The following is a 22,982-nucleotide window of genomic DNA, read 5'->3' as shown; positions in this document are numbered from 1 at the left end:
TTTCATCTCCTAGTTAAACCATGATTCGCGAGCTTTCATGATCAATTGACCTGCTTTTTCATGACCAAGTCCTTCAATATCAGAGATATCGTCAGTAGCCTGATCTGCCAAATCGTCGACAGTAATAATACCGCGAGCGGCAAGCGAGTAAGCGATCTCAGAAGTCATGCCTTCCATAGTGAGAAGGTCTGCGCTCGGTTCTTGAATATTTTCTTGCTGTTTCAAAGCATCAGTAAGGGCTGCTTCTTTTGCACGACTTTGCAATAACTCAACCAATTCAGCATCAAGCTCAATTTCGTCAAAAGTCTCAGCAGGAACATAAGCAATCTCTTCTAAAGAAGTGAAGCCCATTTCCACCAATGCCATTGCTAAATCTTCTTCAATATCGAGACGTGATACAAACATGTCGAGATATTGCTGAGCTTCATTTTGCTGACGAGCACGATACTCTTCTTCAAGCATCATGTCGAGTTTGTAGCCAGTTAAATCAGAAGCTAAACGAACGTTTTGACCTTGAGAGCCAATCGCACGAGCTAATTGATCGCTGGTTGCAAAAATAATGTCGGCACTTCTTGCATCTTCATCAAGCACGATGCCTGAAACATCAGCTGGTTCTAATGCACTAGCAATGTATTGAGCCGGATCATCAGACCAGACCACTACATCAATACGTTCACCATTTAACTCTTGTTGTACAGCTTGAATACGCGTACCACGCATACCAATACATGCACCTACAGGGTCAATACGGTGATCATTTGTTTTCACTGCAATTTTAGCACGAACGCCCGGTTGACGTGCCGCTGCTTTAATTTCAATAATTTCTTCAGAAATTTCAGGAATTTCTTTTTTCATTAAAGCAATTAACATTTCAGGCTTAGCGCGTGATAACAACAACTGAGCGCCACGACCTTCACGGTTAACATTATATAAAATAGCGTTTACACGCTGTTTTGGACGAAGAATTTCTTTTGGAATCATCTCTTCGCGTGCAAGATAAGCTTCTGCGTTGTCGCCTAAGTCGATAATGAAGCCATCTTTGGTTTGTTTTTTCACTTCACCGTAAATTAACTCACCAACTTTAGACTCATATGCATCAGCAACTAAAGCACGCTCAGCTTCACGAATTTTTTGTACAATAACTTGTTTTGCAATTTGTGCAGCAATACGACCAAACTCAATAGATTCTACTTCGAGTTCACGCACGTCACCAATTGACCATTTAGCTGGATCAACGTCAGAAATTGCATCTTGGCAAGCTGGCATCTCGTGATCTTCATCTGCCACAACAGTCCATTGACGGAACGTACGGTAATCACCAGTTTTACGATCAATTTCTACACGAAGCTGAGCTTCTTCAGCATGCGTACCTTCGTAAAATCTTTTCTTCGTTGCAGCAACTAGAGCTTGTTCCAAAGCTTCGAAGATCGCTTCACGACTAACACCTTTTTCATTACTAACCGTTTCAACAACGGTAAGAATTTCGCGGCCCATAAGTCACCTACCGATTTCTTATAAAATTTAAATAAATTTAATCTTGATAGATCAAGTTTGCTTTATCGATATTGTTGCTGTCGATCACAAGCACATGCTTCCCATCAACTTCAACCTGAATTTCTTCATTTTCAAGGTCTACTGCGATAAGTTTTGCTTGAAATTTACGACGGTTTTCTACTGCTGCAATTAAACGCAAAGCAATTTGTTGTCCGATGTAGCCTTGTAACTGTTCTAGTTGAAAAAATGGACGATCCCAACCTGGTGAAGAAACTTCTAATGAATACTCACCTGAGATTGGATCATGAACATCCAACATTGCGCCAACTTGTTGTGTTACACGCACACAATCTTGTACACCAATACCACGGCCTAGTTCTACTTCACCATCTTCATTAATTACAGGCTCAGCATCTTCACTTACCGATTTATCGATATAAATACGCAATAATGAACGTTTACCTTGTGGGAGAAACTCGATTCCCCAAAGGTCGACACCACATGCTTCCACTGCAGGAACAATTAAGTCATGCAATGCTTGGGATTTATTTGATAATTTCATTTACTCTCGTCATTCTCGTGCGATTCAATCGGTTGTTTTAACCGACACAGACCTACTATAGTGAAGCATGACTATTTGACCAATTGATGTCGACACTACACGATAGCGATACGATAACCAATAAAAAAGGGCGTTAATCGCCCCTATTTAGCACAGAAAACAATAGTCCACTGTGCAAAAAGGCCCACCTGTCTGTGAGCCTCTTTTAAGAAACTTGGTAGCGGGAGCTGGATTTGAACCAACGACCTTCGGGTTATGAGCCCGACGAGCTACCAGACTGCTCCATCCCGCATCAACGTGCAAAAATTATATACAAATATCGAAAAAAGTCAATGTAAACTTATCCAATATTCGCTTGATTAAGTTGCACCTTAATCAAATTGGTAGCGGGAGCTGGATTTGAACCAACGACCTTCGGGTTATGAGCCCGACGAGCTACCAGACTGCTCCATCCCGCATCAAAAAACTGCTTGCACTCAACTTTCTGGTTCAAAGTTGGTGCGGAAGGGGGGACTTGAACCCCCACGCCCGAAGGCACTACCACCTCAAGGTAGCGTGTCTACCAATTCCACCACCACCGCAGCTTGTGGGACGCATTCTAGTCCTTCCCACTGCAAAAGGAAAGCCCTATTTCGAATTATTGACTCGTTTTTGGTGCATTTGGTGAAGTTTCAGGCGATGTCGTTTGAACTGGCGCTGTAGTTTGTACAGTTTTCAAACTATATGCATCAGTAGTCTGTTTTTTCGCAAAAACAGCTAGAGTTAAACTCGTCACAAAAAACAACGCTGTTAAGATAGCAGTAAGTCGAGTAAGAAAGTTACCTGAACCTGATGCACCAAATACAGTTGCTGCTCCGCCACCGCCGAAAGAAGCACCGGCATCAGCACCTTTACCGTGTTGCACTAGAATCAAGGCAATCATCAGTACCGCTAAAATAATATGTACGATCAGTACAAAAGAGTGCATACCCTATCCTCGTTATTTACTTTGTGCAAAGGCTTGTACAATTTGATAAAAAGATGCTGCATTTAATGAAGCACCGCCTACCAACGCACCATTAATATCTGGACATGCCGCCAATTCAACTGCATTTTCAGCTTTTACACTACCGCCATATAAAATAGCAATATCTGAACCCGCTGAGGTAATCTGACTTAAACCTTCACGAATCTTAGCATGCATTGCCTGTGCATCTTGTGGAGAAGCAGTTTTACCTGTCCCAATTGCCCAGATTGGCTCATAGGCAATTACAATTTGCTTTTGCCACTGCTCAGCAGTCACTACAGGAGCAATATCACAAATTTGTTGCAATACAACTTGCTCTGCCAAACCTTGTTCACGTTGTTCGAGGCTTTCACCAACACAATAAATGACAGTCAAGCCCGCATTTAATGCATTTTGGAGTTTAGCTTTCAAAATTTCAACGTTGTCGCCAAAAATATCACGGCGCTCAGAATGCCCAACCAGTACAAAATTAATTTGGCTATCTTTTAATAGTTCTGCGCTGACTTCGCCAGTATAAGCACCAGTACCCGCTACACGTGATACATCTTGTGCAACTGTATATACTGTTCTTGCAGCATCTTGCAATTGTGTTTGTACCATTGCAAGCGCAATAGAAACTGGAGCAACCCCTACATGACAGCTTTCATCTGCAATTTGGTTTTGTTGCAATAGTTGTTTAAATTCTTCTATAAGTTGTTTAGCATTGGCACGCATTGGGTTCATTTTCCAGTTGCCAACTACCCAAGGCGTAATCGTCGAACCCGACATACGGCTCACCTTTCATCAAAAATGCAGCACATTCTACACGCATTTATACAAATTTCAGATACTTTTCTTTAACGGCGTTACTCATATCTTTTCTACTAATTGAAAACAGTTATAAAACTTTATTGAGTCTAAAGAATCGTCTCTTAAAAATTAATGAATAAAAACTTCGACTAGTTCAAGCTTTAGCGAGTGGATCAAGACCAGAGCATCATTTTCTCAGGTAGTAATTTTAGATAACAAAAGTATAATTTTTTATATACCAATTATAAACATATGAGCACAGGTAGGCAGATGTCAGTCATACATACATCTCCAAAATTTTCGGGGTTTTTTCGACGATTAGTCGAAGAAAAACATGTGTCGGCAGCGACCATGCAAACAGCATTAGATGCAGCAAAGAGAGCTAAACGGGATACAGTTGCGTACCTGATTGAAGAGGTTCATCTCTCCCCTTCTTTATTAGCTGAAACAATTTCTATTGAATTTGCTGAACCATATTTTGATCTGGATGTTTACGATACAAGCCAAATTCCCAAGGATTTGGTCGATCAGAAACTGGTTTTAAAACATCGGGTCTTACCTCTCATACAAAGAGGACAGATTTTATATGTCGCGACCAGCAACCCGAGTAATATTGAAGCAATTGATGCCATTCGCTTTAATAGCAAGCTCATGGTTGAACCAGTTATTGTCGAGCACCATAAGCTTGAGAAAATTCTGGCGCAGCAATTTACCGAAGAAAGCAGCTTCGAATTTAGTGATGAAGAGTTTGATCTTGATGTAGACCTTGAAGCTCCACCCTCACAAGAGGATGAGGAAGAAACGCCTCAAGGTGATGAAGCACCTATTGTTAAATATATTAATAAATTACTCATCGATGCAATTCGTATGGGGGCTTCAGACTTACATTTTGAACCCTATGAGAAATCATATCGGGTCCGTTATCGAGTCGACGGCGTGTTACGTCAGATTGCAAATCCACCTTTGCAATTGGCTAACCGTTTGGCTTCACGTTTAAAAGTCATGTCTCAAATGGATATTTCCGAAAAGCGGGTACCTCAAGATGGCCGTATCAAGCTGAAGTTATCAAAAACTAAAGCAATCGATTTTCGTGTGAACTCACTTCCAACGTTGTTTGGTGAAAAACTGGTTCTGCGTATTCTCGATCCATCTAGCGCGATGCTCGGAATTGATGCTTTAGGATATGAAGAAGATCAGAAAGCTCTTTTTTTAGAAGCACTCGATAAACCACAAGGTATGCTTTTAATTACAGGCCCTACTGGCTCTGGTAAAACGGTATCTTTATATACAGGCTTAAATATTTTAAATACTGAAAGCTCTAATATTTCCACTGCCGAAGATCCTGTCGAAATCAACCTTGAAGGCATTAATCAGGTTAACGTTAACCCAAAAGTAGGCCTTACTTTTTCGGCCGCACTGAAATCATTTTTACGTCAAGACCCTGACATTATTATGGTCGGTGAGATTCGTGACTTAGAAACGGCTGAAATTGCGATTAAAGCTGCACAAACCGGTCACATGGTCATGTCAACACTGCATACCAATAGTGCTCCAGAAACACTTACTCGCCTACGTAATATGGGTGTTCCATCCTTTAATATCGCAACATCAGTCAACTTGGTTATTGCACAGCGTTTAGCACGTCGGCTATGCCCACAGTGTAAAATACCTGCTGACATTCCTAAACAGAGCCTATTAGAAATGGGCTTTACCGAACAAGATTTAACCCATCCCGATTTTCAAGTTTTTCAACCTGTAGGTTGTACTGAGTGTCGTGAAGGCTACAAAGGTCGAGTAGGTATTTACGAGGTGATGAAAGTTACACCTGAAATTTCCAAGATTATTATGGAAGATGGCAATGCTTTAGAAATCGCTGCTGCTTCTGAAAAACTGGGGTTTAATAATCTGCGTCGTTCAGGGTTAAAGAAAGTCATGCAAGGTGTAACTTCCTTACAAGAAGTTAACCGCGTGACCAGTGAATAAAAGACAATTTAAAATAAGGATAATTCATGACTGTCAAAAAGGCACAAATGATGCCGACTTTTGCTTATGAAGGGGTTGACCGTAAGGGCATAAAAATTAAGGGCGAACTTCCAGCTAAGAATATGGCCTTAGCCAAAGTCACCCTACGCAAACAAGGTGTAACTGTCCGTAATATTCGGGAAAAGCGTAAAAATATTCTTGAGGGTTTGTTCAAGAAGAAAGTATCAACGCTCGATATCACGATTTTCACGCGACAACTTGCAACCATGATGAAAGCTGGTGTCCCACTGGTACAAGGCTTTGAAATTGTAGCGGAGGGTCTAGAAAACCCAGCCATGCGCGAGGTGGTACTCGGGATTAAAGGTGAAGTTGAAGGCGGTAGTACCTTTGCTTCAGCTTTAAGGAAGTATCCTCAACACTTCGATAACTTGTTTTGTTCTCTTGTAGAGTCTGGTGAACAATCTGGTGCGCTTGAAACCATGTTGGACCGTGTGGCAATTTACAAAGAAAAAAGTGAATTACTTAAGCAGAAAATTAAGAAGGCTATGAAATATCCAGCAACGGTTATTGTAGTTGCTGTGGTTGTTACCATTATTTTGATGGTTAAAGTAGTGCCTGTTTTCCAAGACCTGTTTTCTTCTTTTGGTGCAGATTTACCTGCATTCACCCAAATGGTCGTGAATATGTCGAAATGGATGCAGGAATACTGGTTCATTATGATTATTGTGATTGGAGCAGTGATTGCTGCCTTTCTGGAAGCCAAGAAGCGCAGTAAAAAATTCCGTGATGGATTAGATAAACTTACACTGAAACTACCTATCTTTGGTGATCTGGTTTATAAGGCGATTATTGCCCGTTATAGCCGTACTTTAGCCACCACGTTTGCCGCTGGTGTTCCGCTCATTGATGCGCTTGAGTCAACGGCTGGTGCAACCAACAATGTCATTTATGAAGAAGCCGTCATGAAAATTCGTGAAGATGTAGCTACAGGCCAACAACTTCAATTTGCAATGCGTGTTTCAAATCGTTTTCCATCTATGGCTATACAAATGGTCGCAATTGGTGAAGAATCTGGTGCACTAGACAGCATGCTCGATAAAGTTGCCACTTATTATGAAAATGAAGTTGATAATGCCGTTGATGGTTTAACTTCAATGATGGAACCTTTAATCATGGCAATTTTAGGGGTGCTCGTAGGCGGTCTAGTAATTGCTATGTATCTTCCAATTTTCCAAATGGGCTCAGTCATATAATGCAAGAAATTATTGCTTATTTTATTCAAAACTTAACTGCACTTTATATTGCAGTTGCACTATTGAGCCTATGTATTGGTAGCTTTTTGAATGTAGTGATTTATCGCACCCCCAAAATGATGGAACAAGATTGGCAGCAGGAATGTCAAATGTTGCTTAATCCCGAACTACCCATCATTGAGCATGAAAAGCTGACATTAAGTAAACCTGCTTCATCATGTCCTGCATGTCAGCAACCGATCCGTTGGTATCAAAATATTCCAGTTATAAGCTGGTTAATGTTAAGAGGAAAATGTGGCCATTGCCAACATCCTATTAGCATTCGTTATCCAGCGATCGAATTACTCACGATGCTATGTTCATTAGTAGTCGTCATGGTTTTTGGTCCAACCCTACAAATGCTTTGGGGGCTAGTGCTCACTTGGATTTTGATTGCTTTAACATTTATAGACTTTGATACTCAGCTACTACCTGACCGTTTCACCCTACCTTTGGCTGCTCTCGGCTTAGGTATTAATACCTTTAATATTTACACCTCGCCTAACTCAGCCATTTGGGGATATTTAATCGGCTTTTTATGTCTTTGGATTGTGTATTACTTATTTAAAGTGATTACAGGCAAAGAAGGTATGGGTTACGGCGACTTTAAATTGCTTGCCGCATTAGGCGCGTGGATGGGGCCATTGATGCTGCCATTAATTGTGTTATTGTCATCTTTACTAGGTGCAATTATTGGCATCATTTTATTAAAATTGCGTAATGATAATCAGCCCTTCGCGTTTGGGCCATATATTGCCATTGCGGGTTGGGTTGCCTTTTTATGGGGTGACCAAATTATGAAAATTTATTTGGGAGGTTAAGATGACTTTTATTCTGGGAGTCACAGGTGGTATTGGCAGTGGGAAATCTGCTGCAACACAATGGTTTGAATCCCAAGGAATACAAGTCGTCGATGCTGATATTGTTGCTCGCGAAGTGGTTGAAAAAGGCCAACCTGCCCTCCAAAAAATCCAACAAACTTTTGGAGATTGGGTGCTTCAACCCGACGGCAATCTAGATCGTCGTGCACTACGTGAATATATTTTTCAAAACCCTGAAGCAAGACAAACGCTTGAGAAAATCACGCATCCAGCCATTCGCCAATCTATTATTCAACAGCTACAAAACCCAAAAAGTCCTTATGTGATTTTAGTTTCACCCCTACTTTTTGAAACCAACCAGCATGAATTGGTTAATCACACTCTATTAGTTGATGCGAGTGAACAAACTCAAATTCAGCGTGCAAGCCAACGTGATGGGCAAAACCAAGAACAAATCCAGAAAATTATTGCAGCACAAATGCCACGCGAGCGTAAACGTGAACTTGCCAATGACATTGTGTTTAATGACGGGTTACTCGAACATTTATATCAGCAATTAGAGCCTTTACATCAAAGCTATTTGAAGCGCGCCAACTAATCTTGCTTATTTTGCTGCTGAATCTTTTGTGCCAAGCTATCTTGTCGAAACCAGCGCCAAGGTTGTAAGGCACCGATTCCCATTCCAACCAAGCCCACAACAATTGATGGGCTTAATGACTCACCAAGTAAGGGTACAGCTAAAATAGCAGCAATAAACGGTGCCAAAGTTACAATACTTCCCGTTTTAAAAGCGCCAAGACGCTGAATAGCCGCAACATAGGTTAATGTCGCAATAATCACGACAAACACACCGTGGAAAATGCCCTGTATCGCTAGATGAACAGGACTCACTTCCATGAAGTGTTTAGGCAAAAATAAAGCATAGATGGGTAAGTAAATAATTGCAGACCAAATCGCAACACTCGCCATAGAGTGCCATGCGGAAAGTTTCCACTGTTTAAGTAATACAGTGAAAATGCCCCACCAAATCGCACTAATAAAAAGAAGGAAATCCCCCACGCCAAAAGCAGAAGCATTACCTTGCAACATCAACACACTCATAAGAGCCAAGGCAGTGATCATAATTGCCAGACTCACCCATGTATGCTTATCAAATGGTTGTCTAAATAAAATGTATGCTGCAATTGCAGTACAAATTGGGATACAACCATTTAAAAAAATGGCAGCATGTGCAGCGGGAGCATAGAGAAACGCGGTATAGACGGTAAGACAATAAATAACTCCGCCAATGAGCGCCAAAATAACAGCGTGCTTACTCCATAAAAAAGCGAGATCTTTCTTATAGATCAGAATCGGCATCAAAATCAGGAAGGCGATAGCAAAGCGTAGTGCAGCAATGTCCCAAGCACTGATGTGCCATTGTGCATTTAAACGGGCAAAAAGTGTAAACCCGCCCCAAATGCACATGGTCACCAATACAAAAAAATAACCTTGCTTACGGGGAGACATATCAAGACTGCTTACAAACTAGAAAGGCAGCTAGATTATACCTCAGAACGCTGACGGCAAGCCTCATAAAGTGCCATACCTGTTGCCACGCTCACATTTAGACTCTGTAAATTTCCAGACATCGGAATATAAACTTTATGATCACACTGTGCCTGTGTAATTGGGCGTAAACCTGTATCTTCGGCTCCCATTACGATCACGACTGGGCCAGAGAAATCACATTTTTGAATTGGCATTGCACTTTCATCAAGCATAGTGCCAATCACACGTGTATGAGTCGTCTCTTTGAGATGGGCTAATGTACGAGCCAAATTTGTTACTTGAATGAATTTAACTTTTTCAGCTCCACCCGCTGCAACTTTACGAGCTATTGGGGTTAAACTTGCCGAACGATCACGAGGTACAATCACTGCTTGCACGCCCATTGCAGCAGCGGTACGAATGCAAGCCCCTAAGTTATGCGGGTCTGTCACCTGATCTAATGCCAGCAATAAAGCATCTGGGGTTTCAGCCAAGATCTGATCTAGATCTTTTTCATTTAAAGTCGGATGTGGACGTACTGCTGCAACCACGCCTTGATGAAACGGTAGACCTGCAAGCTTTTCGAGACTATCACGGCTTGCTTTTTGTACACTAATTCCAAAAGGCTCTGCCAATTGCAAAATCTTTTGCAAACGCTGGTCATCCCGTCCTTTTAAAGTAAACAGGGTTAGCACACGTTCCGGCTCAAGTTCTAACAATGACTCCACTGAATGAACGCCATAATAATATTCCGGTTTTGCCATGCATGACCTCTAACAACGTTTGAGCAAAAAAATAAAAATCCTGCAAAGCCAACTTCACAGGATTTCTTTGGGCATAGTGTACCCGATTTGAATAGGAATTTCTTAGCCTTCTAAATGGCACACATAATCGAGTACTTCATCAGTTTCGATTTTAAAAAGACTATTACCAGGCACATAAAATGATTGGCCTGCACGGAACAACTCACTTTCATTACTGTCCGCAATTGTTACGCGGCATTCACCTGAAATAATTTCCATACGCTCAGGAACATGGGTTTCAAAAGTTAAAGCTTGCTCAGTCGGCAAAATAACACCTAGTGTTTTTTTTGTTCCATCTTCAAATTGCACGGTATGGCTGATACATGCTCCACCAAAATAAACGTTTGATTTTTTGATGACCGTTACATGATCAAATTGGGTTGAACTCATGCACACTCTCCAGATAATGCCGTATTTATATAAATTATGATGAATGTAGTTTAATTGTGCCTAAATAACTAATCAATCAGTTTTCATACGGATAGACTTGTAATTTCCACTGCTGTGCCTGAATTTTTTTGGCAAAAGCATAAGGTAAGTTAATCTCAATATTTCGACTATTCGACACAATTGCATCGTATCTGCAAACTTCGACCTGATTTTCATCTAGAAGTACCCAACACACTCTCTGTGCAGTTGGATGGGCAATTGCTGTAGCAACTACCGGTGAACCGTCATTCATTCCTACATGAAAATTTTCGCTGTCGTTTTGCATTAACGCCAGATCATAAGCTGGAAAATCGATAGCATCTGAATCGAATTGCTGACTATCGTGTATAAGCACACTTTGTTTTAAAGTCGGCCAAATACAGTAGCGCAAATAATGCTGATCCATCACCCGATTATCCAGATAACGTCCGGTGGCAACATAATCCCTGATATGTGCTTCAATATTATGAAAAATCCCCGTACATCCACCCCACATTCCCGCCAAAATTAACTCGGTATGAGAATAATTGTCTCGCATTAAGTGAAACCATTTATCACTCTTGAGCCAAGCATCGACAGCTGCTTTTTCGCGGTGCGAGACAATGGAGTCGGCATCACGTATCAGAAAACGCTTAATTGTCGGATCATCCATCACCAAAAAGCGCCAAAACAAACCAGATAGCTGTTTTTGAGAATCTGTAACCTGAATAACTTGCGCACCCTTCTCTTTTAAACGCTGTTGCACCAGTACTGGCACAGTATCATCGACATAAAATCGACACGTCCATTCAGGATAAATTTGTTTGGCTAACTGAATATTTAAAATAGAGGTTTCACAATAGCGAGGGTTTGCCCCAAACAATGAAAAAGCAATAATATTTTCTTGAGGATTTGCACTAAATGCTGGTGGTGCATGATTGGGAATCGCCAAAACAGGTTCTTTCTTCGCTAATTCTTTTTTGGTTGCAATTGCCAAGCGTCCAAATTTGATTGTTTCTTCTTTTTTCTTTAAATGATGACAAACTTCTGTGAGTCCATCATATAAGTTTGTATTTACATTAGCTCCACTTGCTTGAATCGCTTGTAAATAATGTTGATAGGCATCGTTATAGCGACCTAAGCGTAATTCGGTATAAGCTAAATCTGATAAAGCACCAGCATGCTTGGGAACCAAATTAACAGCTTGTTTAACATGTTGATAAGCTTTGGCATAATCCCCTTGTGCTGCTGCCTGTTTAAATGCATTAAAATGCTGATTTAAAATTTTATTCATTTCCGCAGGATTGTTTTTTTTATGGCGGTTGATCATCCCTATTGGTGGTTTCGGTAAGCTTAATGTTTTTTTCATTGTAAATATCCGCAATCTTGCTGTTCTATAATTTCAGTTAGAATAATAGATCACTTGTAGCAAATTCAAAACTTCTCTATCTTTAACCCATAATTTGGCGCGTTGGATGCGTTTATGCTCACACATTTAACTTTAATTAATTTTGCATTAGCTGATCATTTGGCTATTGATATAGAACAAGGATTTAATGTTCTAACAGGCGAAACAGGTGCCGGAAAATCATTATTACTGGATGCACTCTCTGCCTGCCTAGGGGAACGTACAGATACAAATTATGTCCGTTATGGTTCGGACAAAGCGGATATTACCGCTGTTTTTACCTATCAAAATAATAGTCCTGAAGCAAAATGGCTCCAAGACCACGAACTAGATGATGATTCTGGGGAAATTCATTTACGTCGTGTTATTTTTGCAACTGGACGCAGCAAAGCATGGGTTAATGGTCGCCCGAGCAGTCTCTCTGAACTCAAAGAGTTAGGCCGTTTGCTGGTTCAGCTCTATAGTCAGCACAGCCAGCAGCAGCTGCTTGAACCGCCTTATCCAAAGCATTGGCTAGACCGTTATAACAATTTTTATGTTGAAGCGAACGATGTACGTGAAGCCTATAGCACATGGCAACGTACCATCCGTTTGCATCAAGCAGCCTTAGATGCACAAGCAACCCGTCTACAACGTATTGGCACTTTAGAGCATCAAATTGAAGAACTCGAAGAGGTCATTCAAACTGACTATAAAGAAATTGAGCAAGAGTTCGATCGCCTCAGTCATCATGAACATATCATGCAAGACTGTAGCTATAGCTTAAATGTGTTAGATGAAGCTGAGCAAAACATTACTCAAGAAATGTCTTCGATTATTCGTAGATTAGAATCCCACGCGGGCCGCAGCGAACAACTTTCCGAGATTTATAATTCTTTACTGAATGCTCAAAGTGAAATAGATGATGCAACGGCAAACTTGCGTCAATTTATTGATCGACAAAGCTTTGATCCTGAACGAATGGAAGAACTAAATTCCAAGTTGGAAGTTTTCCACCGTCTGGCACGTAAATACCGCACTCAACCAGAAACACTTAAAGAAGAATATGAAGCTTGGCAAAGTGAGCTTGAGCAATTACATCAACTTGAAGACCCAGAAACATTGGCAGAACAAGTTGAAAAGTCGCATGAGGAGTTCTTAGAAAAAGCTCAGCATTTAGACAATATTCGTCGTGAAGCTGCCGCTCCTCTTGCGAAGCAATTAACTGAACAAGTGAAGCCTTTAGCGCTACCAGAAGCACACTTTGAGTTTAAGTTTGAACCACTAGAGCAACCTACCGCTGAAGGTTTGAGTTTTATTCAGCTATTATTTACTGCCAATAAGGGTATTCCTCCACAACCATTAGCACGCGTCGCTTCAGGTGGTGAACTTTCACGTATTGCGTTAGTTATGCAAGTCATGAACGCTGAAAAAACCGAAGCAGAAGTGTTAGTGTTTGATGAAATTGATGTCGGGATTAGTGGTGGTACAGCAGAAGTTGTGGGACGTTTACTTGCAGACTTAGCCCAACATGTTCAACTTTTATGTATTACCCATCAGGCACAAGTTGCTGCACAATCAGATCAGCATTTATTAGTTAAAAAGCAACAAACTGATCCGGCAAGCAGTACCATTGTACAACTTGATGAAAATCAAATTATTTCTGAGTTAGCACGCATGTCAGGCGGTGTTGAAATTAATGAAACAACCTTGCAACACGCAAAACAATTACGCCAACTTAAATTTCAGGCTTCTTCAAATTAATAAAAAATGAGAGAAAAAGATTGGCGAAATCCGATTAACTCTTGTATGTTGATAAAAAGAACCTATATAGATAAAAGGGTCGAGAGACCCTCTAGTGACATTTTTTGAGGGAGAACCGCTTAGGTGACCAAACAATATCTGACTCACCGTTGTCTGATTGCCCCGCCAGAAATGGCAGATGACTTTTTCGCAAACACTGTAATTTATCTTGCCCGTCATGATGAAGAAGGTGCTCAAGGCATTATTATTAACCGCCCTTCCGGCATTCAAATTAAAGAATTACTCAATGATCTCGACATTGAAGCAGACAATGTAAATCCACATGTGGTTTTACAAGGTGGCCCATTACGTCCCGAAGCTGGATTCGTTCTTCATACTGGACAACCGACATGGCATTCATCTATCGCTGTAGGTGAAAATGTTTGTATTACCACCAGTAAAGATATTCTTGATGCGATTGCCCACAATGAAGGTGTTGGTCGATATCAAATTGCTTTAGGTTATGCGAGCTGGGGTAAAAACCAGTTAGAAGATGAAATTACGCGCGGTGACTGGCTCATTTGTGATGCCGATATGGATCTGATTTTTAACCTGCCTTATGACGATCGTTGGGATGCAGCTTATAAAAAAATCGGTGTAGATCGTGCATGGTTAGCATCTGAAATCGGACATGCTTAATGACCGAAACACAATCAAAATCGATTATGGCTTTTGACTTTGGTACTCAAAAAATGGGAATGGCGATTGGCCAGTCTTCAATTGAAAGTGCCAATCCCCTCCCTCTATTTGTGATGAAAGATGGTATTCCAAACTGGGATCAGCTCTTAAAAATCGTGAAAGAATGGCAACCTGATCTATTTTTGGTTGGTTTGCCTTTGAATATGGATGATAGCGAGTCAGAACTTTCTACACGTGCCCGCAAATTTGCGAGACGTTTACGCCATCAAACCAATATTGAAACATTAATGGTAGATGAGCGTTTAACTACACGTGAAGCACGAGAAGAACTCGGTTTCTACCAAGAGCAAGGTCGAGCAAAGAAACTTTCAGCAGATAGTTTTGCAGCTGCCTTACTCATTCAGAGTTGGTATCGAAATCCAGTCGGTTTAACCCCGTAATATTAAAAAGGAAGGCTAAAGCCTTCCTTTTTTATTTCTCGTTTTATTTCTCGATAATATGCACAGTTGCCGTACGTCCAGAGACGAAAGCAAGCTGGTTCTTTGGTGTTTCATCCAATACGATTTTTACAGGCACACGCTGCGCTAAACGAACCCAACTAAACGTTGGATTTACATTGGCAAGAAGTTTAGAGCTGCTTGAGCGTTCACGATCTTCAATACCAGATGCAATACCTTGTACATGGCCTTTAATTTTCTGGCTATCACCCATTAACTGTACACTGGCCTGATCGCCGACATGAATACGGTTTAACTTCGTCTCTTCAAAATAGCCCACAACATAGAGTTGTTTACGGTCAAGTAATGCCGCAACAGCCTGACCAACTTGAACATAGTTACCTGGACGCATATCGAAGTTAGATAAAGTACCATCAGCTGGAGCAATTACCGCAGCACGATGCATGTTAAGCTCGGCCAAATGCAAGTTGCTCGTTGCCGCCTCAATCAGAGCCTGTTGTTGCTTAACAGTTGCTTCCGCTTGTTGAATAGCAGCTTGGAGTTGCTCATGTTCAGCATGAGATTGATCACGAGTTGCGAAAACTTGATCTTGTTCTTGTTTAGAGATAGCGCCATCCATAAGGTTTGAATAGCGGCTTGCGTTTTTCTCGGCTAACTTAATATTCGTATCCGATTTAATCAGGTTCGCTTTTGCTTGTGCTAAACCAGCTTGCGCTTGGGCAAATGCTGCATTTGCTTTTGCTAAATCAGATTTTGCCTGCTCTACATCTAAAGCTCGGCGAGAAACATCAATTTTAAAGAGCACCTGACCTTTTTTCACAGTCTGGTTATCTTGAACCAATACTTCTGTCACAAGCCCCGCGACATCCGAAGATACTTGAATAACGTCACCACGAACTCGACCATCACGCGTCCACGGCGCTGCATTATAGTAATTCCATAAATGCACAATGGTATAGACCGCCACCATTAATGCGACAATCAAAATTACTGGACGGATGACTTTTTTCAAATCCACCTGATTCATTTCACTCACCTAACTCAATCTTTAATTTCGCAAACATCTCTACGCACCGACCCCAACAAAAATTTGATGTATTACCAAAAGTAATAAGAGGTAAAAACACAAATTAAAAATACTAGGTAATGCAATCCAGCCTTGTGCAATCAACTTATTTGTTAAAGGACTTAACCCACGGAAACAGATATATGCCAAGAGTGCTTGAACGAGCAAAGAAGGCACATAAATACCATAAACATTAAACTCACCCATTTGCTGTGGCTCCTCTCAGGGTGCTGTTTTCATTCATTTGCTCTGATGAAACGTGGCACATGCTATAAGCAATATTGTTCAGTGAAATGAGTAGTCTTTGTCGCATAGTCATATCTTCAACATTTGAAGCAAGCTGTTTTAATTCAAATAACGCTCGGTAGATTCGCTCTACTAAAGCGGTCGTATCATTTTCATCGTTTTCTTTAGCTCTAAACAACTCATCCAAATTTTGTTGCAAATCGCCAATATGCTGAGTGAGTTCGGATGTTTGAGGAAACTGATTGGCTAACTCTTGCAATCGGCTTAAATCAACAATACTACTCGACTCAATCAGAGCCTGATGAATTGAAGTTTTAATCTCGTCTGATTGCACCATTTTGCTGTTTAGAATCCCAATCCGATCTAGCATACTGCGTAGATGAACTTTAAAATCAAGACCATATGGCAGATAGATCGCTTGTCGCATGGCGCGATAATGCAAGGCTAAAATACGGCTTGCACTTGTATCTGGTGACATAGCACGAACAACGTCAATGACAATCAAAGACACTAAAACACCTAAGATCATGGCAAATGAACTATCAAGATAAGACACTGCATCCATGCTATAAGCATTGTGCAGGTTTAGTCCCATCATGGTATTAATACCCAACACCATACCTACTGGCATCAGCATCTGGTTAGCCATCATAGACACTGCGAATAAGAACATCGGTAATAAAACCAGGCCAAGTTCCCAAAAGGTGGTGACATGCGGGAAAATACCAAATGCATAAACGAAAACTAAAACTGCTGAAGCTATACTGCCCCAGATAAAAATACGCAGAACCGGAACCGGGTTATCTAAGGCCGTTAAAATACAGGCGGTTACTGCGCCCATCTGTGCCATCATAAATCCAGCTTTCCACCCCGAAACAATCCAGACTCCAGTCACAATAAATGTAATAAGGACTGCACTGATACCGCCTCGTATTGCCACACCATGGTCACGGTGCAAACTTGGATATTTGGTGGTCATTGGGGTAATGTTGTCAGGAATTTCTTTATTACCTTGCTGAATTCGCTGCCACAAAACTTTAACCGCTAAAACATTGCTAATGAAATGACGCACATCCATTTTCATGGCTGCAACTAAAACTTGTTGATGTGTAGAAGCCGACTCCATCAAACTTGCAAAATCGCTTTCAAACTCATCAGGCAACTGCAAAATATTTTCATCAATAATCAGGTCTTTTTGCTCTAAAAACTGTACAACATGAGCTGAAAGCTGTTGCAGTTTTTCTGCATGAGTTTCGATAAACCGAAGTTCTTGAAGCTGCTTAATACGCTCAGATAAAGCGACTAGATTAGCCACCACCATTGAGATTTGATGAAGCATTTCTTGCAAGGGTTTGGTCATACCATGCAACTCGCCCTTCTCATAACTCAAATGTACTGCCAAAGCATGAATATCTGTGGTGTCGCGAGTAATGGCAGCCAAGAGCTGAGTATTGTTCTGCTGCGAATCTGTATTTAATAAATTAGCAAATAGATTCTCTGTATCTTTTAGGGTTTTTATCACCCGCTGTTTAATTGCAGAGCCAATATGCATTGGAAGAATCGTGGCAGAAACCACGGCACTTGAAATCACACCAATCGAAATTTCTATAACCCGAGCTAAAGCAATATCGAATATATTGTATTGATCAATATAGGTAATCGCATTGAAGACGATCATAGCTGTCGAGTAACCGGCCAGCATAAAAGCATAACTACGTGGAGTACGATCGAGTAACGACACATAAAGCGCAAAACCCACCCACAACGACAACACCACGGTAAATATCCAAGGTGTATTAATTAAATGTGGTGTTAGAGTTAAGGCAATCACAGCTCCGCCAATTGTCCCTACCACTCGATAGACACATTTAGAGGACACCATTCCTGAATATGGATTGGCAATAATCAGGACCGTACCAATCGACCACATCGGGTTAATCAGATCTAATTCAAACGAAACAAATAGTGCCAACATTCCGGCAATAAATGTTTTTAAGGCAAAGATCAGATCAAGCCTACTCGGGCGGAACGCCAGTATTTGCTTTAATAACATGAACTCATCTCAAATACAGATTTGAACTGATGAGCATGCCCTTCAATATTTGATCGTCTTTCTAAAGACAACACAACTTTGCCATTTGCCTCAAAGCAAATGATATGAGGAGCATCCTTCAATACAATGATTTTTCCACATCTCGCCTGATTGGCAGAGATGATTTCAGTTTGGCCGCCATTTAAACGGCCAAGCTTTGGAAAGAAGAGGTATCAAGAAATCAATCTGGAACCGATCAATTTCTCGATTAGATATTTTGTTTGGCAATTTTTTCAAAATAAAGCGATTTAGTCAACTAAAATATCTCTATTTGATAATTTGATATATTTTTTAATTATCGTATATGATGTATAAGCCAAGAGAAGTTTTCTCTTTGTCAGAGTAAAATACTCAAATCAGGCATTTATTTTAGAATTGAGACAAATCTTCTTTTTTTCTGTTATAAAAACTCAAAGATGACTCGTTGTTAAAGGATACGAACAAGACACTATGGCAATTTCAAGTTTTGGCAAAATTTTAACCGTACTGGACCTATTTTCGGTTTCGCGTCCAATCATTAATGTCGATATTATTTGCGAAGAACTTGGCTTGTCCAAACCAACGAGTTACCGTTACCTCAAAGAGCTAGTATCAGCTGATCTATTAAAACGCATTAATGGAACCTCTGGCGATTATACCTTAGGCTCAAAAATTGCAGTTCTTGACTATATATCTAGAACAACCGACCCACTCGTTCAGATCAGCACACCGTTTATGCGAAATATTGTAGAGCGTACTGAACTGTGCTGTTTGCTTACCTATTTAAATGATGACTATTGCATTGACATACATCATGAAATATTTAAAGACACTGAGCTACTTTCATATGGCCGAGGCTGCCCAAGACCGATTTACGTTGGATCATCTCCAAAAACAATGGTTTCGCATTTAAGTAAACAACGCATGCAAGACTACTATCACCGTTACCAGCAAGAATTAAAACAATCAGGTTTTGCTGAAGATGAACCGAGCTTTATTCAGCGTATGCGTAAAATTAAAAAACAAGGGTTCTATTTCTCACAAGGTGAGATTGACCCAAATGTTTCAGGTCTAGCGGTTCCTGTTCGTTTTTCAAACAAAGAAGTACCTTTAGCTTTGACTTTAGTTGCCTCTAAAAATCGTTTTGATTTTTTAAATGTTGAAAAGCTCATCGAAATTTTGCAAGAAAATGCAGCACTTATTGAACAACGTTTTATGGAATTATCTGAAAAAGGTGAAATCTAAAACCCCACCTTATGATAATTTAAACTTTTCTTACACTTTAAAACATTGAATATCTCACAATATTCTCATATTATGATTTTAGCTCCTATTGATGATTCTTTTCATCAGCAGCTCATCAGTAGAAGCATCCCCCTCAGAGGAATAAGCTCATGCTGCCATCATGGGCTTTTTTCTTGTCTTATTTTTATAAAAACTTAAATTGCCGAAAAGTAAGATTAATACGTGGTTGTAAAATCTTTGTTGAGCGATTTAAACGGTGTTGCCAATATTGTTGAGTCTCACCACGCATCACAATGAGTTGGCCTGGCTGTAGCCACAATTCAATTTTCTCTTTACTTTGAATATGTCTAAAAGAAAATTTACGAGTAGCACCAAAGCTTAAAGAAGCGATTGTGGTGGTTCTTGCCAAAGAAACATCCGAGTCACTGTGCCAAGCCATTCCTTGGGTTCCATCTTCATAAAGATTTGCCAAACAAGAATTAAATTTTTCTGAAAGTATTTGCTCTACCTGTTGTTTTAATTTAGCGAGTGCTTTGTCCCACGGTAAAGAATCACGTGCGACACCCGAATATTTATATTGATAGTAGTCATCTCCATACCATGCAACTTTTCGAGCTGTAATAAAGTGCTTGCCATACAACTTAGCCTCGTCATGTTTCCATGCGAGGTGTTGGTAAAGATAATCAAAATATTGTTCAGCTTCTTCAGGGCTTAAAATACAACCATAGTCCTGAACTTCACCATCGTAGGGTAATAAATTCTCACAAGGCTCTGGAGAAAATAAATCCAAGGTCATACGGTCTCTCCATGTTGCTTTGACATCTCCCAAGCTAACAATGCCAATTTACGCCCCTTTTGCCAATGATATTCTCCGACCATCCCTGTGGCACGGATCACTCGATGGCAAGGAATCAGATATGCAATCGGATTTTGTCCAATTGCAGTAGCAACGGCTCTGACTGCTTTAGGCTTCCCAATTTGCTCTGCAATATCTTGGTAAGTCCGAAGTTGCCCTTCTGGAATGGTGAGCAAGGCTTCCCATACTTGTAGCTGAAATGGAGTTCCAGCCAAATTAAGAGGAAGTTTCTGCTGTAAGTGTTCTGAAAAATCCTGTTCAAACCACTTTGCAATTTGTTGATGCCAAATCGGTGACTGATTTTTCAATTGAGCTTTCGGAAAGTACTGCTTAATGAGTTGTTCAATATTGGCGTGAGTTTCGGTAAACCTTATAGAACATATGCCTTTTTCACTACTGACCACCAACAACTCACCGAAGGGACTTGTCTCAACCGAATAATTAAGAATAACGCCTTCGCCCTTTTGTTTATATTCCCCAGGCGTCATCCCTTCAAGCTGAATAAACAGATCATGTAAACGTCCTGTGCCAGATAAACCCGTATTTAAAGCGGTTTCCAATAAACTCCGGTGTTGCATCAGATAATATTTAGCCTGTTGCAAACTCATATATTGCACAAATTTTTTCGGGCTAATCCCTACCCATTCTTGAAACTGGCGTTGAATATAACCTGAACTTAAATTCATATGGCTCGCAACATCGTCCAGACTCGGTTGCTGGTCTAGATGTTCATATAAATATTCAATTACATTGGCAATTACAGCAAATTGCCGAGAAGAAAGCATTTGCATGTGTCACCTCCTTAGCACTTATATCTTACATTAAAGTAGCTAAAGCCCCATGACGACCCGATTCTTGCACTCTTTAAAAATAAAAAAAGTCTTTCATTGTAGAAAGGCTTCATCATTCAATATGCACTTAAGGCTGCTTTAAATAAGGCCAAGCCGCTTTGAGGTAAATAAACATTGACCATAAAGTTAAAATGACCGCCGTATATAACAAAGCATAGGCAAGCATTTCTAATGGCTGCCAATTGAGTAAGAACACACTAATCGCAATCATTTGAAAGGCTGTTTTATATTTACCTACAGTCGATACTGCCACACTGGTTCGTGCGCCAAGTTCTGCCATCCATTCACGTAAAGCAGAAACTGTAATTTCACGTGAAATAATCACAATTGCTGCAAAAGCCATTGAAATGGTTGGATTCCACTGCACTAAAACAATCAGTGCAGCCGCCACCATGAGCTTATCTGCAACTGGATCTAGAAAACGGCCAAATGCTGAAGTCTGGTTTAAAGTTCGTGCCAAATAGCCATCAAACCAATCGGTAATAGCAGCAAACACAAAAATAGCCGTCAAGATAATATGACGACTCATACTACCTTCATGCTCACCAATACCCATTGCAGGCGGCCAATACGCGATCACCAAAAATACAGGAATAAGCGCGATACGCGCTAATGTTAGGATATTTGGGATATTCAGGATTCGCCCTGTGGTCATAAACACCGCCAATTAAGTCTTCATGCATCTTGTAACAGACAAAAATACTTTCTTCAATATTGTATCTATCTGTAACAGCCACTTTATACGAAATATATGAATCGAGGAAGTGGACTGCTTAGGTAAATACCGTAACAGTTTGCCGTAAAATTGCAATTAAATGATCATTTTGGTCCCAAAGATGGGCATATTCTGTGGAATAACCTTCACCTGCATATTCAGTTACCACTTTATATTTAAACCAGTCACACAATTGATGTTGGAACGGATGGACATAGGTAATGTGCCAAGTTAAAGAACTTGCAGGAGCAACTTGCTTAAACATCGGCAATACACCAGGCGGCCAAATATCCATCAAAACAATTAAATCTGGCAAAGTCATTTGACGATTTTCATGCTTATCGGGATTAAACCTTGACCATCCTCCAAAGTCAGCATACTGACTTCCTGTAACAGGATAATGACCTTCCGCCCAGCATACATCAAAATGTTGATAGCATTCTGGCATTTGTCTAGCAAAAGGAATAGGTTGCAACTCTTCAGGTTGCCTATAAACTGGAACGATAGGCTCATGTCGTACTTCAATATTCGACGCACGCGGCACACCAAAGCTTGCGACCAAAATCGTTTGTACCGCACCATCTTGCCATAAACGGGTTTCAAGCGTAGTGACCGATTTCCCTTCTCTTAAAATTTCAATAGTCAATTGAGCAGGTCCCTGCTGTACAGGCCCCACAAAAGTAATACTACAGCTTAATAATCTTTTATTTGGATCTTGAATATTGCAGCAGGCTTTTTGCATGAGTAGTCCAGCGACAAGACCGCCAAAAACAGTTCGCCCCTGCAACCACCCTTCAGGTATTTCAATCCATTCCTTTTGTTTTATTTCTTCAAATAATTGCAATAATGACATTCACTTCCCTAAAGCACTATGACTTTTGATGAAACATCTTTCATCATTTTAAAAGGAATGTGAATGATCATTCTTCTACTTATATCCCAACTATTTGGTCACTC

General features: G+C 40.5%; 24 protein-coding genes and 3 tRNA genes. 8 read left to right on the top strand and 19 right to left on the bottom strand.

Features of this window, described 5'->3' with window-relative positions:
- Nucleotides 1-9: 9 nt before the first annotated feature.
- The 7 genes from nusA to tpiA form a co-directional block, all read right to left on the bottom strand.
- Nucleotides 10-1,494 (bottom strand): transcription termination factor NusA, encoded by a 1,485-nt coding sequence (nusA, locus tag JGE69_RS12525; RefSeq protein ID WP_002115134.1) that lies wholly within the window; start codon nt 1,492-1,494, stop codon nt 10-12.
- A gap of 37 nt (nt 1,495-1,531) precedes the next feature.
- Nucleotides 1,532-2,056: a ribosome maturation factor RimP gene (gene rimP, locus JGE69_RS12520; RefSeq protein WP_199113764.1), complete on the bottom strand. Its 525-nt coding sequence runs from the start codon at nt 2,054-2,056 to the stop codon at nt 1,532-1,534.
- Between the two features lie 215 nt (nt 2,057-2,271).
- Nucleotides 2,272-2,348: transfer RNA gene (locus JGE69_RS12515), tRNA-Met, on the bottom strand.
- A gap of 89 nt (nt 2,349-2,437) precedes the next feature.
- Nucleotides 2,438-2,514, bottom strand: a tRNA-Met gene (locus tag JGE69_RS12510).
- A gap of 38 nt (nt 2,515-2,552) precedes the next feature.
- Nucleotides 2,553-2,637: transfer RNA gene (locus JGE69_RS12505), tRNA-Leu, on the bottom strand.
- Nucleotides 2,638-2,693: 56 nt separating this feature from the next.
- The gene (gene secG, locus JGE69_RS12500; protein ID WP_017398731.1) at nt 2,694-3,023 is read right to left on the bottom strand and encodes a preprotein translocase subunit SecG; all 330 of its coding nucleotides are present in this window, start codon (nt 3,021-3,023) and stop codon (nt 2,694-2,696) included.
- Between the two features lie 12 nt (nt 3,024-3,035).
- Complete coding sequence (gene tpiA / locus JGE69_RS12495) at nt 3,036-3,830, bottom strand: triose-phosphate isomerase (protein WP_005079338.1); 795 nt, start codon at nt 3,828-3,830, stop codon at nt 3,036-3,038.
- A 291-nt stretch (nt 3,831-4,121) separates the two neighbouring features.
- Here tpiA and pilB point away from each other — a divergent pair, with 291 nt between their 5' ends.
- From pilB to coaE, 4 genes are read left to right on the top strand one after another with little or no spacing between them, the layout of a single operon-like run.
- A complete protein-coding gene (pilB, locus tag JGE69_RS12490) occupies nt 4,122-5,834 on the top strand; it encodes a type IV-A pilus assembly ATPase PilB (protein WP_199113766.1) in 1,713 nt (570 codons plus the stop codon).
- A 26-nt stretch (nt 5,835-5,860) separates the two neighbouring features.
- Nucleotides 5,861-7,087: a type II secretion system F family protein gene (locus tag JGE69_RS12485; protein ID WP_002114869.1), complete on the top strand. Its 1,227-nt coding sequence runs from the start codon at nt 5,861-5,863 to the stop codon at nt 7,085-7,087.
- Entirely contained in the window at nt 7,087-7,947 is an 861-nt protein-coding gene (locus JGE69_RS12480; protein ID WP_002114758.1) for a prepilin peptidase, read from the top strand. The genes JGE69_RS12485 and JGE69_RS12480 overlap by 1 nt, the downstream gene beginning before the upstream one ends.
- A 1-nt stretch (nt 7,948) precedes the next feature.
- A complete protein-coding gene (gene coaE / locus JGE69_RS12475; RefSeq protein WP_069036504.1) occupies nt 7,949-8,545 on the top strand; it encodes a dephospho-CoA kinase in 597 nt (198 codons plus the stop codon).
- Here coaE and JGE69_RS12470 read toward each other — a convergent pair.
- The 4 genes from JGE69_RS12470 to JGE69_RS12455 form a co-directional block, all read right to left on the bottom strand.
- Nucleotides 8,542-9,456 carry a DMT family transporter gene (locus tag JGE69_RS12470; RefSeq protein ID WP_199113768.1) on the bottom strand — a complete coding sequence of 305 codons (915 nt, stop codon included), beginning with the start codon at nt 9,454-9,456 and terminating at the stop codon, nt 8,542-8,544. The genes coaE and JGE69_RS12470 overlap by 4 nt on opposite strands.
- Nucleotides 9,457-9,491: 35 nt before the next feature.
- Nucleotides 9,492-10,241: a 23S rRNA (guanosine(2251)-2'-O)-methyltransferase RlmB gene (rlmB, locus tag JGE69_RS12465; RefSeq protein ID WP_199113770.1), complete on the bottom strand. Its 750-nt coding sequence runs from the start codon at nt 10,239-10,241 to the stop codon at nt 9,492-9,494.
- 102 nt (nt 10,242-10,343) lie between these two features.
- A complete protein-coding gene (locus JGE69_RS12460) occupies nt 10,344-10,670 on the bottom strand; it encodes a pyrimidine/purine nucleoside phosphorylase (RefSeq protein ID WP_002115102.1) in 327 nt (108 codons plus the stop codon).
- A 76-nt stretch (nt 10,671-10,746) separates the two neighbouring features.
- Complete coding sequence (locus JGE69_RS12455; RefSeq protein ID WP_199113772.1) at nt 10,747-12,057, bottom strand: tetratricopeptide repeat protein; 1,311 nt, start codon at nt 12,055-12,057, stop codon at nt 10,747-10,749.
- Nucleotides 12,058-12,171: 114 nt separating this feature from the next.
- On the opposite strand from JGE69_RS12455, the gene recN reads away from it, so the two are divergent.
- The 3 genes from recN to ruvX all read left to right on the top strand — a co-directional run bounded on the left by recN (nt 12,172) and on the right by ruvX (nt 14,957).
- Nucleotides 12,172-13,839, top strand: a complete 1,668-nt coding sequence (gene recN / locus JGE69_RS12450; RefSeq protein ID WP_199113774.1) for a DNA repair protein RecN — start codon at nt 12,172-12,174, stop codon at nt 13,837-13,839.
- Between the two features lie 123 nt (nt 13,840-13,962).
- A complete protein-coding gene (locus tag JGE69_RS12445; protein WP_002114753.1) occupies nt 13,963-14,517 on the top strand; it encodes a YqgE/AlgH family protein in 555 nt (184 codons plus the stop codon).
- Complete coding sequence (ruvX, locus tag JGE69_RS12440; RefSeq protein WP_002115066.1) at nt 14,517-14,957, top strand: Holliday junction resolvase RuvX; 441 nt, start codon at nt 14,517-14,519, stop codon at nt 14,955-14,957. Before JGE69_RS12445 ends, ruvX begins: the two co-directional genes overlap by 1 nt.
- Nucleotides 14,958-15,000: 43 nt before the next feature.
- On the opposite strand, the gene JGE69_RS12435 is transcribed toward ruvX, so the two are convergent.
- Genes JGE69_RS12435 through JGE69_RS12420 form a run of 4 tightly spaced genes read right to left on the bottom strand, consistent with a single transcriptional unit; the run spans nt 15,001 to nt 18,462 of the window.
- Nucleotides 15,001-16,002, bottom strand: a complete 1,002-nt coding sequence (locus tag JGE69_RS12435) for an HlyD family secretion protein (protein WP_002114928.1) — start codon at nt 16,000-16,002, stop codon at nt 15,001-15,003.
- Between the two features lie 39 nt (nt 16,003-16,041).
- Complete coding sequence (locus JGE69_RS12430) at nt 16,042-16,248, bottom strand: DUF1656 domain-containing protein (RefSeq protein WP_002115096.1); 207 nt, start codon at nt 16,246-16,248, stop codon at nt 16,042-16,044.
- Nucleotides 16,241-18,340: an FUSC family protein gene (locus tag JGE69_RS12425; protein ID WP_002114820.1), complete on the bottom strand. Its 2,100-nt coding sequence runs from the start codon at nt 18,338-18,340 to the stop codon at nt 16,241-16,243. Before JGE69_RS12425 ends, JGE69_RS12430 begins: the two co-directional genes overlap by 8 nt.
- Nucleotides 18,331-18,462: a hypothetical protein gene (locus JGE69_RS12420; protein WP_014208220.1), complete on the bottom strand. Its 132-nt coding sequence runs from the start codon at nt 18,460-18,462 to the stop codon at nt 18,331-18,333. Before JGE69_RS12420 ends, JGE69_RS12425 begins: the two co-directional genes overlap by 10 nt.
- A gap of 367 nt (nt 18,463-18,829) precedes the next feature.
- Here JGE69_RS12420 and JGE69_RS12415 point away from each other — a divergent pair, with 367 nt between their 5' ends.
- A complete protein-coding gene (locus tag JGE69_RS12415; protein WP_002114686.1) occupies nt 18,830-19,603 on the top strand; it encodes an IclR family transcriptional regulator in 774 nt (257 codons plus the stop codon).
- A gap of 184 nt (nt 19,604-19,787) precedes the next feature.
- Here the strand turns inward: JGE69_RS12415 and JGE69_RS12410 are convergent, their stop codons facing one another.
- The 4 genes from JGE69_RS12410 to JGE69_RS12395 form a co-directional block, all read right to left on the bottom strand.
- Nucleotides 19,788-20,399 (bottom strand): alpha-ketoglutarate-dependent dioxygenase AlkB family protein, encoded by a 612-nt coding sequence (locus JGE69_RS12410; RefSeq protein WP_005065844.1) that lies wholly within the window; start codon nt 20,397-20,399, stop codon nt 19,788-19,790.
- Nucleotides 20,396-21,250: a methylated-DNA--[protein]-cysteine S-methyltransferase gene (locus JGE69_RS12405; RefSeq protein WP_199113776.1), complete on the bottom strand. Its 855-nt coding sequence runs from the start codon at nt 21,248-21,250 to the stop codon at nt 20,396-20,398. The genes JGE69_RS12410 and JGE69_RS12405 overlap by 4 nt, the downstream gene beginning before the upstream one ends.
- Nucleotides 21,251-21,377: 127 nt before the next feature.
- Nucleotides 21,378-21,965: a CDP-diacylglycerol--glycerol-3-phosphate 3-phosphatidyltransferase gene (pgsA, locus tag JGE69_RS12400; RefSeq protein ID WP_002114808.1), complete on the bottom strand. Its 588-nt coding sequence runs from the start codon at nt 21,963-21,965 to the stop codon at nt 21,378-21,380.
- Between the two features lie 118 nt (nt 21,966-22,083).
- Nucleotides 22,084-22,878, bottom strand: coding sequence for a thioesterase family protein (locus JGE69_RS12395; RefSeq protein ID WP_002115041.1), 795 nt, complete (start codon nt 22,876-22,878; stop codon nt 22,084-22,086).
- Between the last annotated feature and the right edge of the window lie 104 nt (nt 22,879-22,982).

It is taken from the genome of Acinetobacter sp. C13 (assembly GCF_016809775.1).
GTDB lineage: Bacteria > Pseudomonadota > Gammaproteobacteria > Pseudomonadales > Moraxellaceae > Acinetobacter > Acinetobacter pittii.
The sequence above is the reverse complement of the archived record's forward strand: the minus strand, read 5'-3'. Positions and strand labels throughout refer to the sequence as shown.

What these genes read in the sequence shown, in the direction of transcription:
- nusA (WP_002115134.1), bottom strand. Translation starts at nt 1,494, where the DNA reads ATGGGCCGCGAAATTCTTACCGTTGTTGAAACGGTTAGTAATGAAAAA.
- rimP (WP_199113764.1), bottom strand. Translation starts at nt 2,056, where the DNA reads ATGAAATTATCAAATAAATCCCAAGCATTGCATGACTTAATTGTTCCT.
- secG (WP_017398731.1), bottom strand. Translation starts at nt 3,023, where the DNA reads ATGCACTCTTTTGTACTGATCGTACATATTATTTTAGCGGTACTGATG.
- tpiA (WP_005079338.1), bottom strand. Translation starts at nt 3,830, where the DNA reads ATGTCGGGTTCGACGATTACGCCTTGGGTAGTTGGCAACTGGAAAATG.
- pilB (WP_199113766.1), top strand. Translation starts at nt 4,122, where the DNA reads ATGTCAGTCATACATACATCTCCAAAATTTTCGGGGTTTTTTCGACGA.
- JGE69_RS12485 (WP_002114869.1), top strand. Translation starts at nt 5,861, where the DNA reads ATGACTGTCAAAAAGGCACAAATGATGCCGACTTTTGCTTATGAAGGG.
- JGE69_RS12480 (WP_002114758.1), top strand. Translation starts at nt 7,087, where the DNA reads ATGCAAGAAATTATTGCTTATTTTATTCAAAACTTAACTGCACTTTAT.
- coaE (WP_069036504.1), top strand. Translation starts at nt 7,949, where the DNA reads ATGACTTTTATTCTGGGAGTCACAGGTGGTATTGGCAGTGGGAAATCT.
- JGE69_RS12470 (WP_199113768.1), bottom strand. Translation starts at nt 9,456, where the DNA reads ATGTCTCCCCGTAAGCAAGGTTATTTTTTTGTATTGGTGACCATGTGC.
- rlmB (WP_199113770.1), bottom strand. Translation starts at nt 10,241, where the DNA reads ATGGCAAAACCGGAATATTATTATGGCGTTCATTCAGTGGAGTCATTG.
- JGE69_RS12460 (WP_002115102.1), bottom strand. Translation starts at nt 10,670, where the DNA reads ATGAGTTCAACCCAATTTGATCATGTAACGGTCATCAAAAAATCAAAC.
- JGE69_RS12455 (WP_199113772.1), bottom strand. Translation starts at nt 12,057, where the DNA reads ATGAAAAAAACATTAAGCTTACCGAAACCACCAATAGGGATGATCAAC.
- recN (WP_199113774.1), top strand. Translation starts at nt 12,172, where the DNA reads ATGCTCACACATTTAACTTTAATTAATTTTGCATTAGCTGATCATTTG.
- ruvX (WP_002115066.1), top strand. Translation starts at nt 14,517, where the DNA reads ATGACCGAAACACAATCAAAATCGATTATGGCTTTTGACTTTGGTACT.
- JGE69_RS12435 (WP_002114928.1), bottom strand. Translation starts at nt 16,002, where the DNA reads ATGAATCAGGTGGATTTGAAAAAAGTCATCCGTCCAGTAATTTTGATT.
- JGE69_RS12430 (WP_002115096.1), bottom strand. Translation starts at nt 16,248, where the DNA reads ATGGGTGAGTTTAATGTTTATGGTATTTATGTGCCTTCTTTGCTCGTT.
- JGE69_RS12425 (WP_002114820.1), bottom strand. Translation starts at nt 18,340, where the DNA reads ATGTTATTAAAGCAAATACTGGCGTTCCGCCCGAGTAGGCTTGATCTG.
- JGE69_RS12415 (WP_002114686.1), top strand. Translation starts at nt 18,830, where the DNA reads ATGGCAATTTCAAGTTTTGGCAAAATTTTAACCGTACTGGACCTATTT.
- JGE69_RS12410 (WP_005065844.1), bottom strand. Translation starts at nt 20,399, where the DNA reads ATGACCTTGGATTTATTTTCTCCAGAGCCTTGTGAGAATTTATTACCC.
- JGE69_RS12405 (WP_199113776.1), bottom strand. Translation starts at nt 21,250, where the DNA reads ATGCAAATGCTTTCTTCTCGGCAATTTGCTGTAATTGCCAATGTAATT.
- pgsA (WP_002114808.1), bottom strand. Translation starts at nt 21,965, where the DNA reads ATGACCACAGGGCGAATCCTGAATATCCCAAATATCCTAACATTAGCG.
- JGE69_RS12395 (WP_002115041.1), bottom strand. Translation starts at nt 22,878, where the DNA reads ATGTCATTATTGCAATTATTTGAAGAAATAAAACAAAAGGAATGGATT.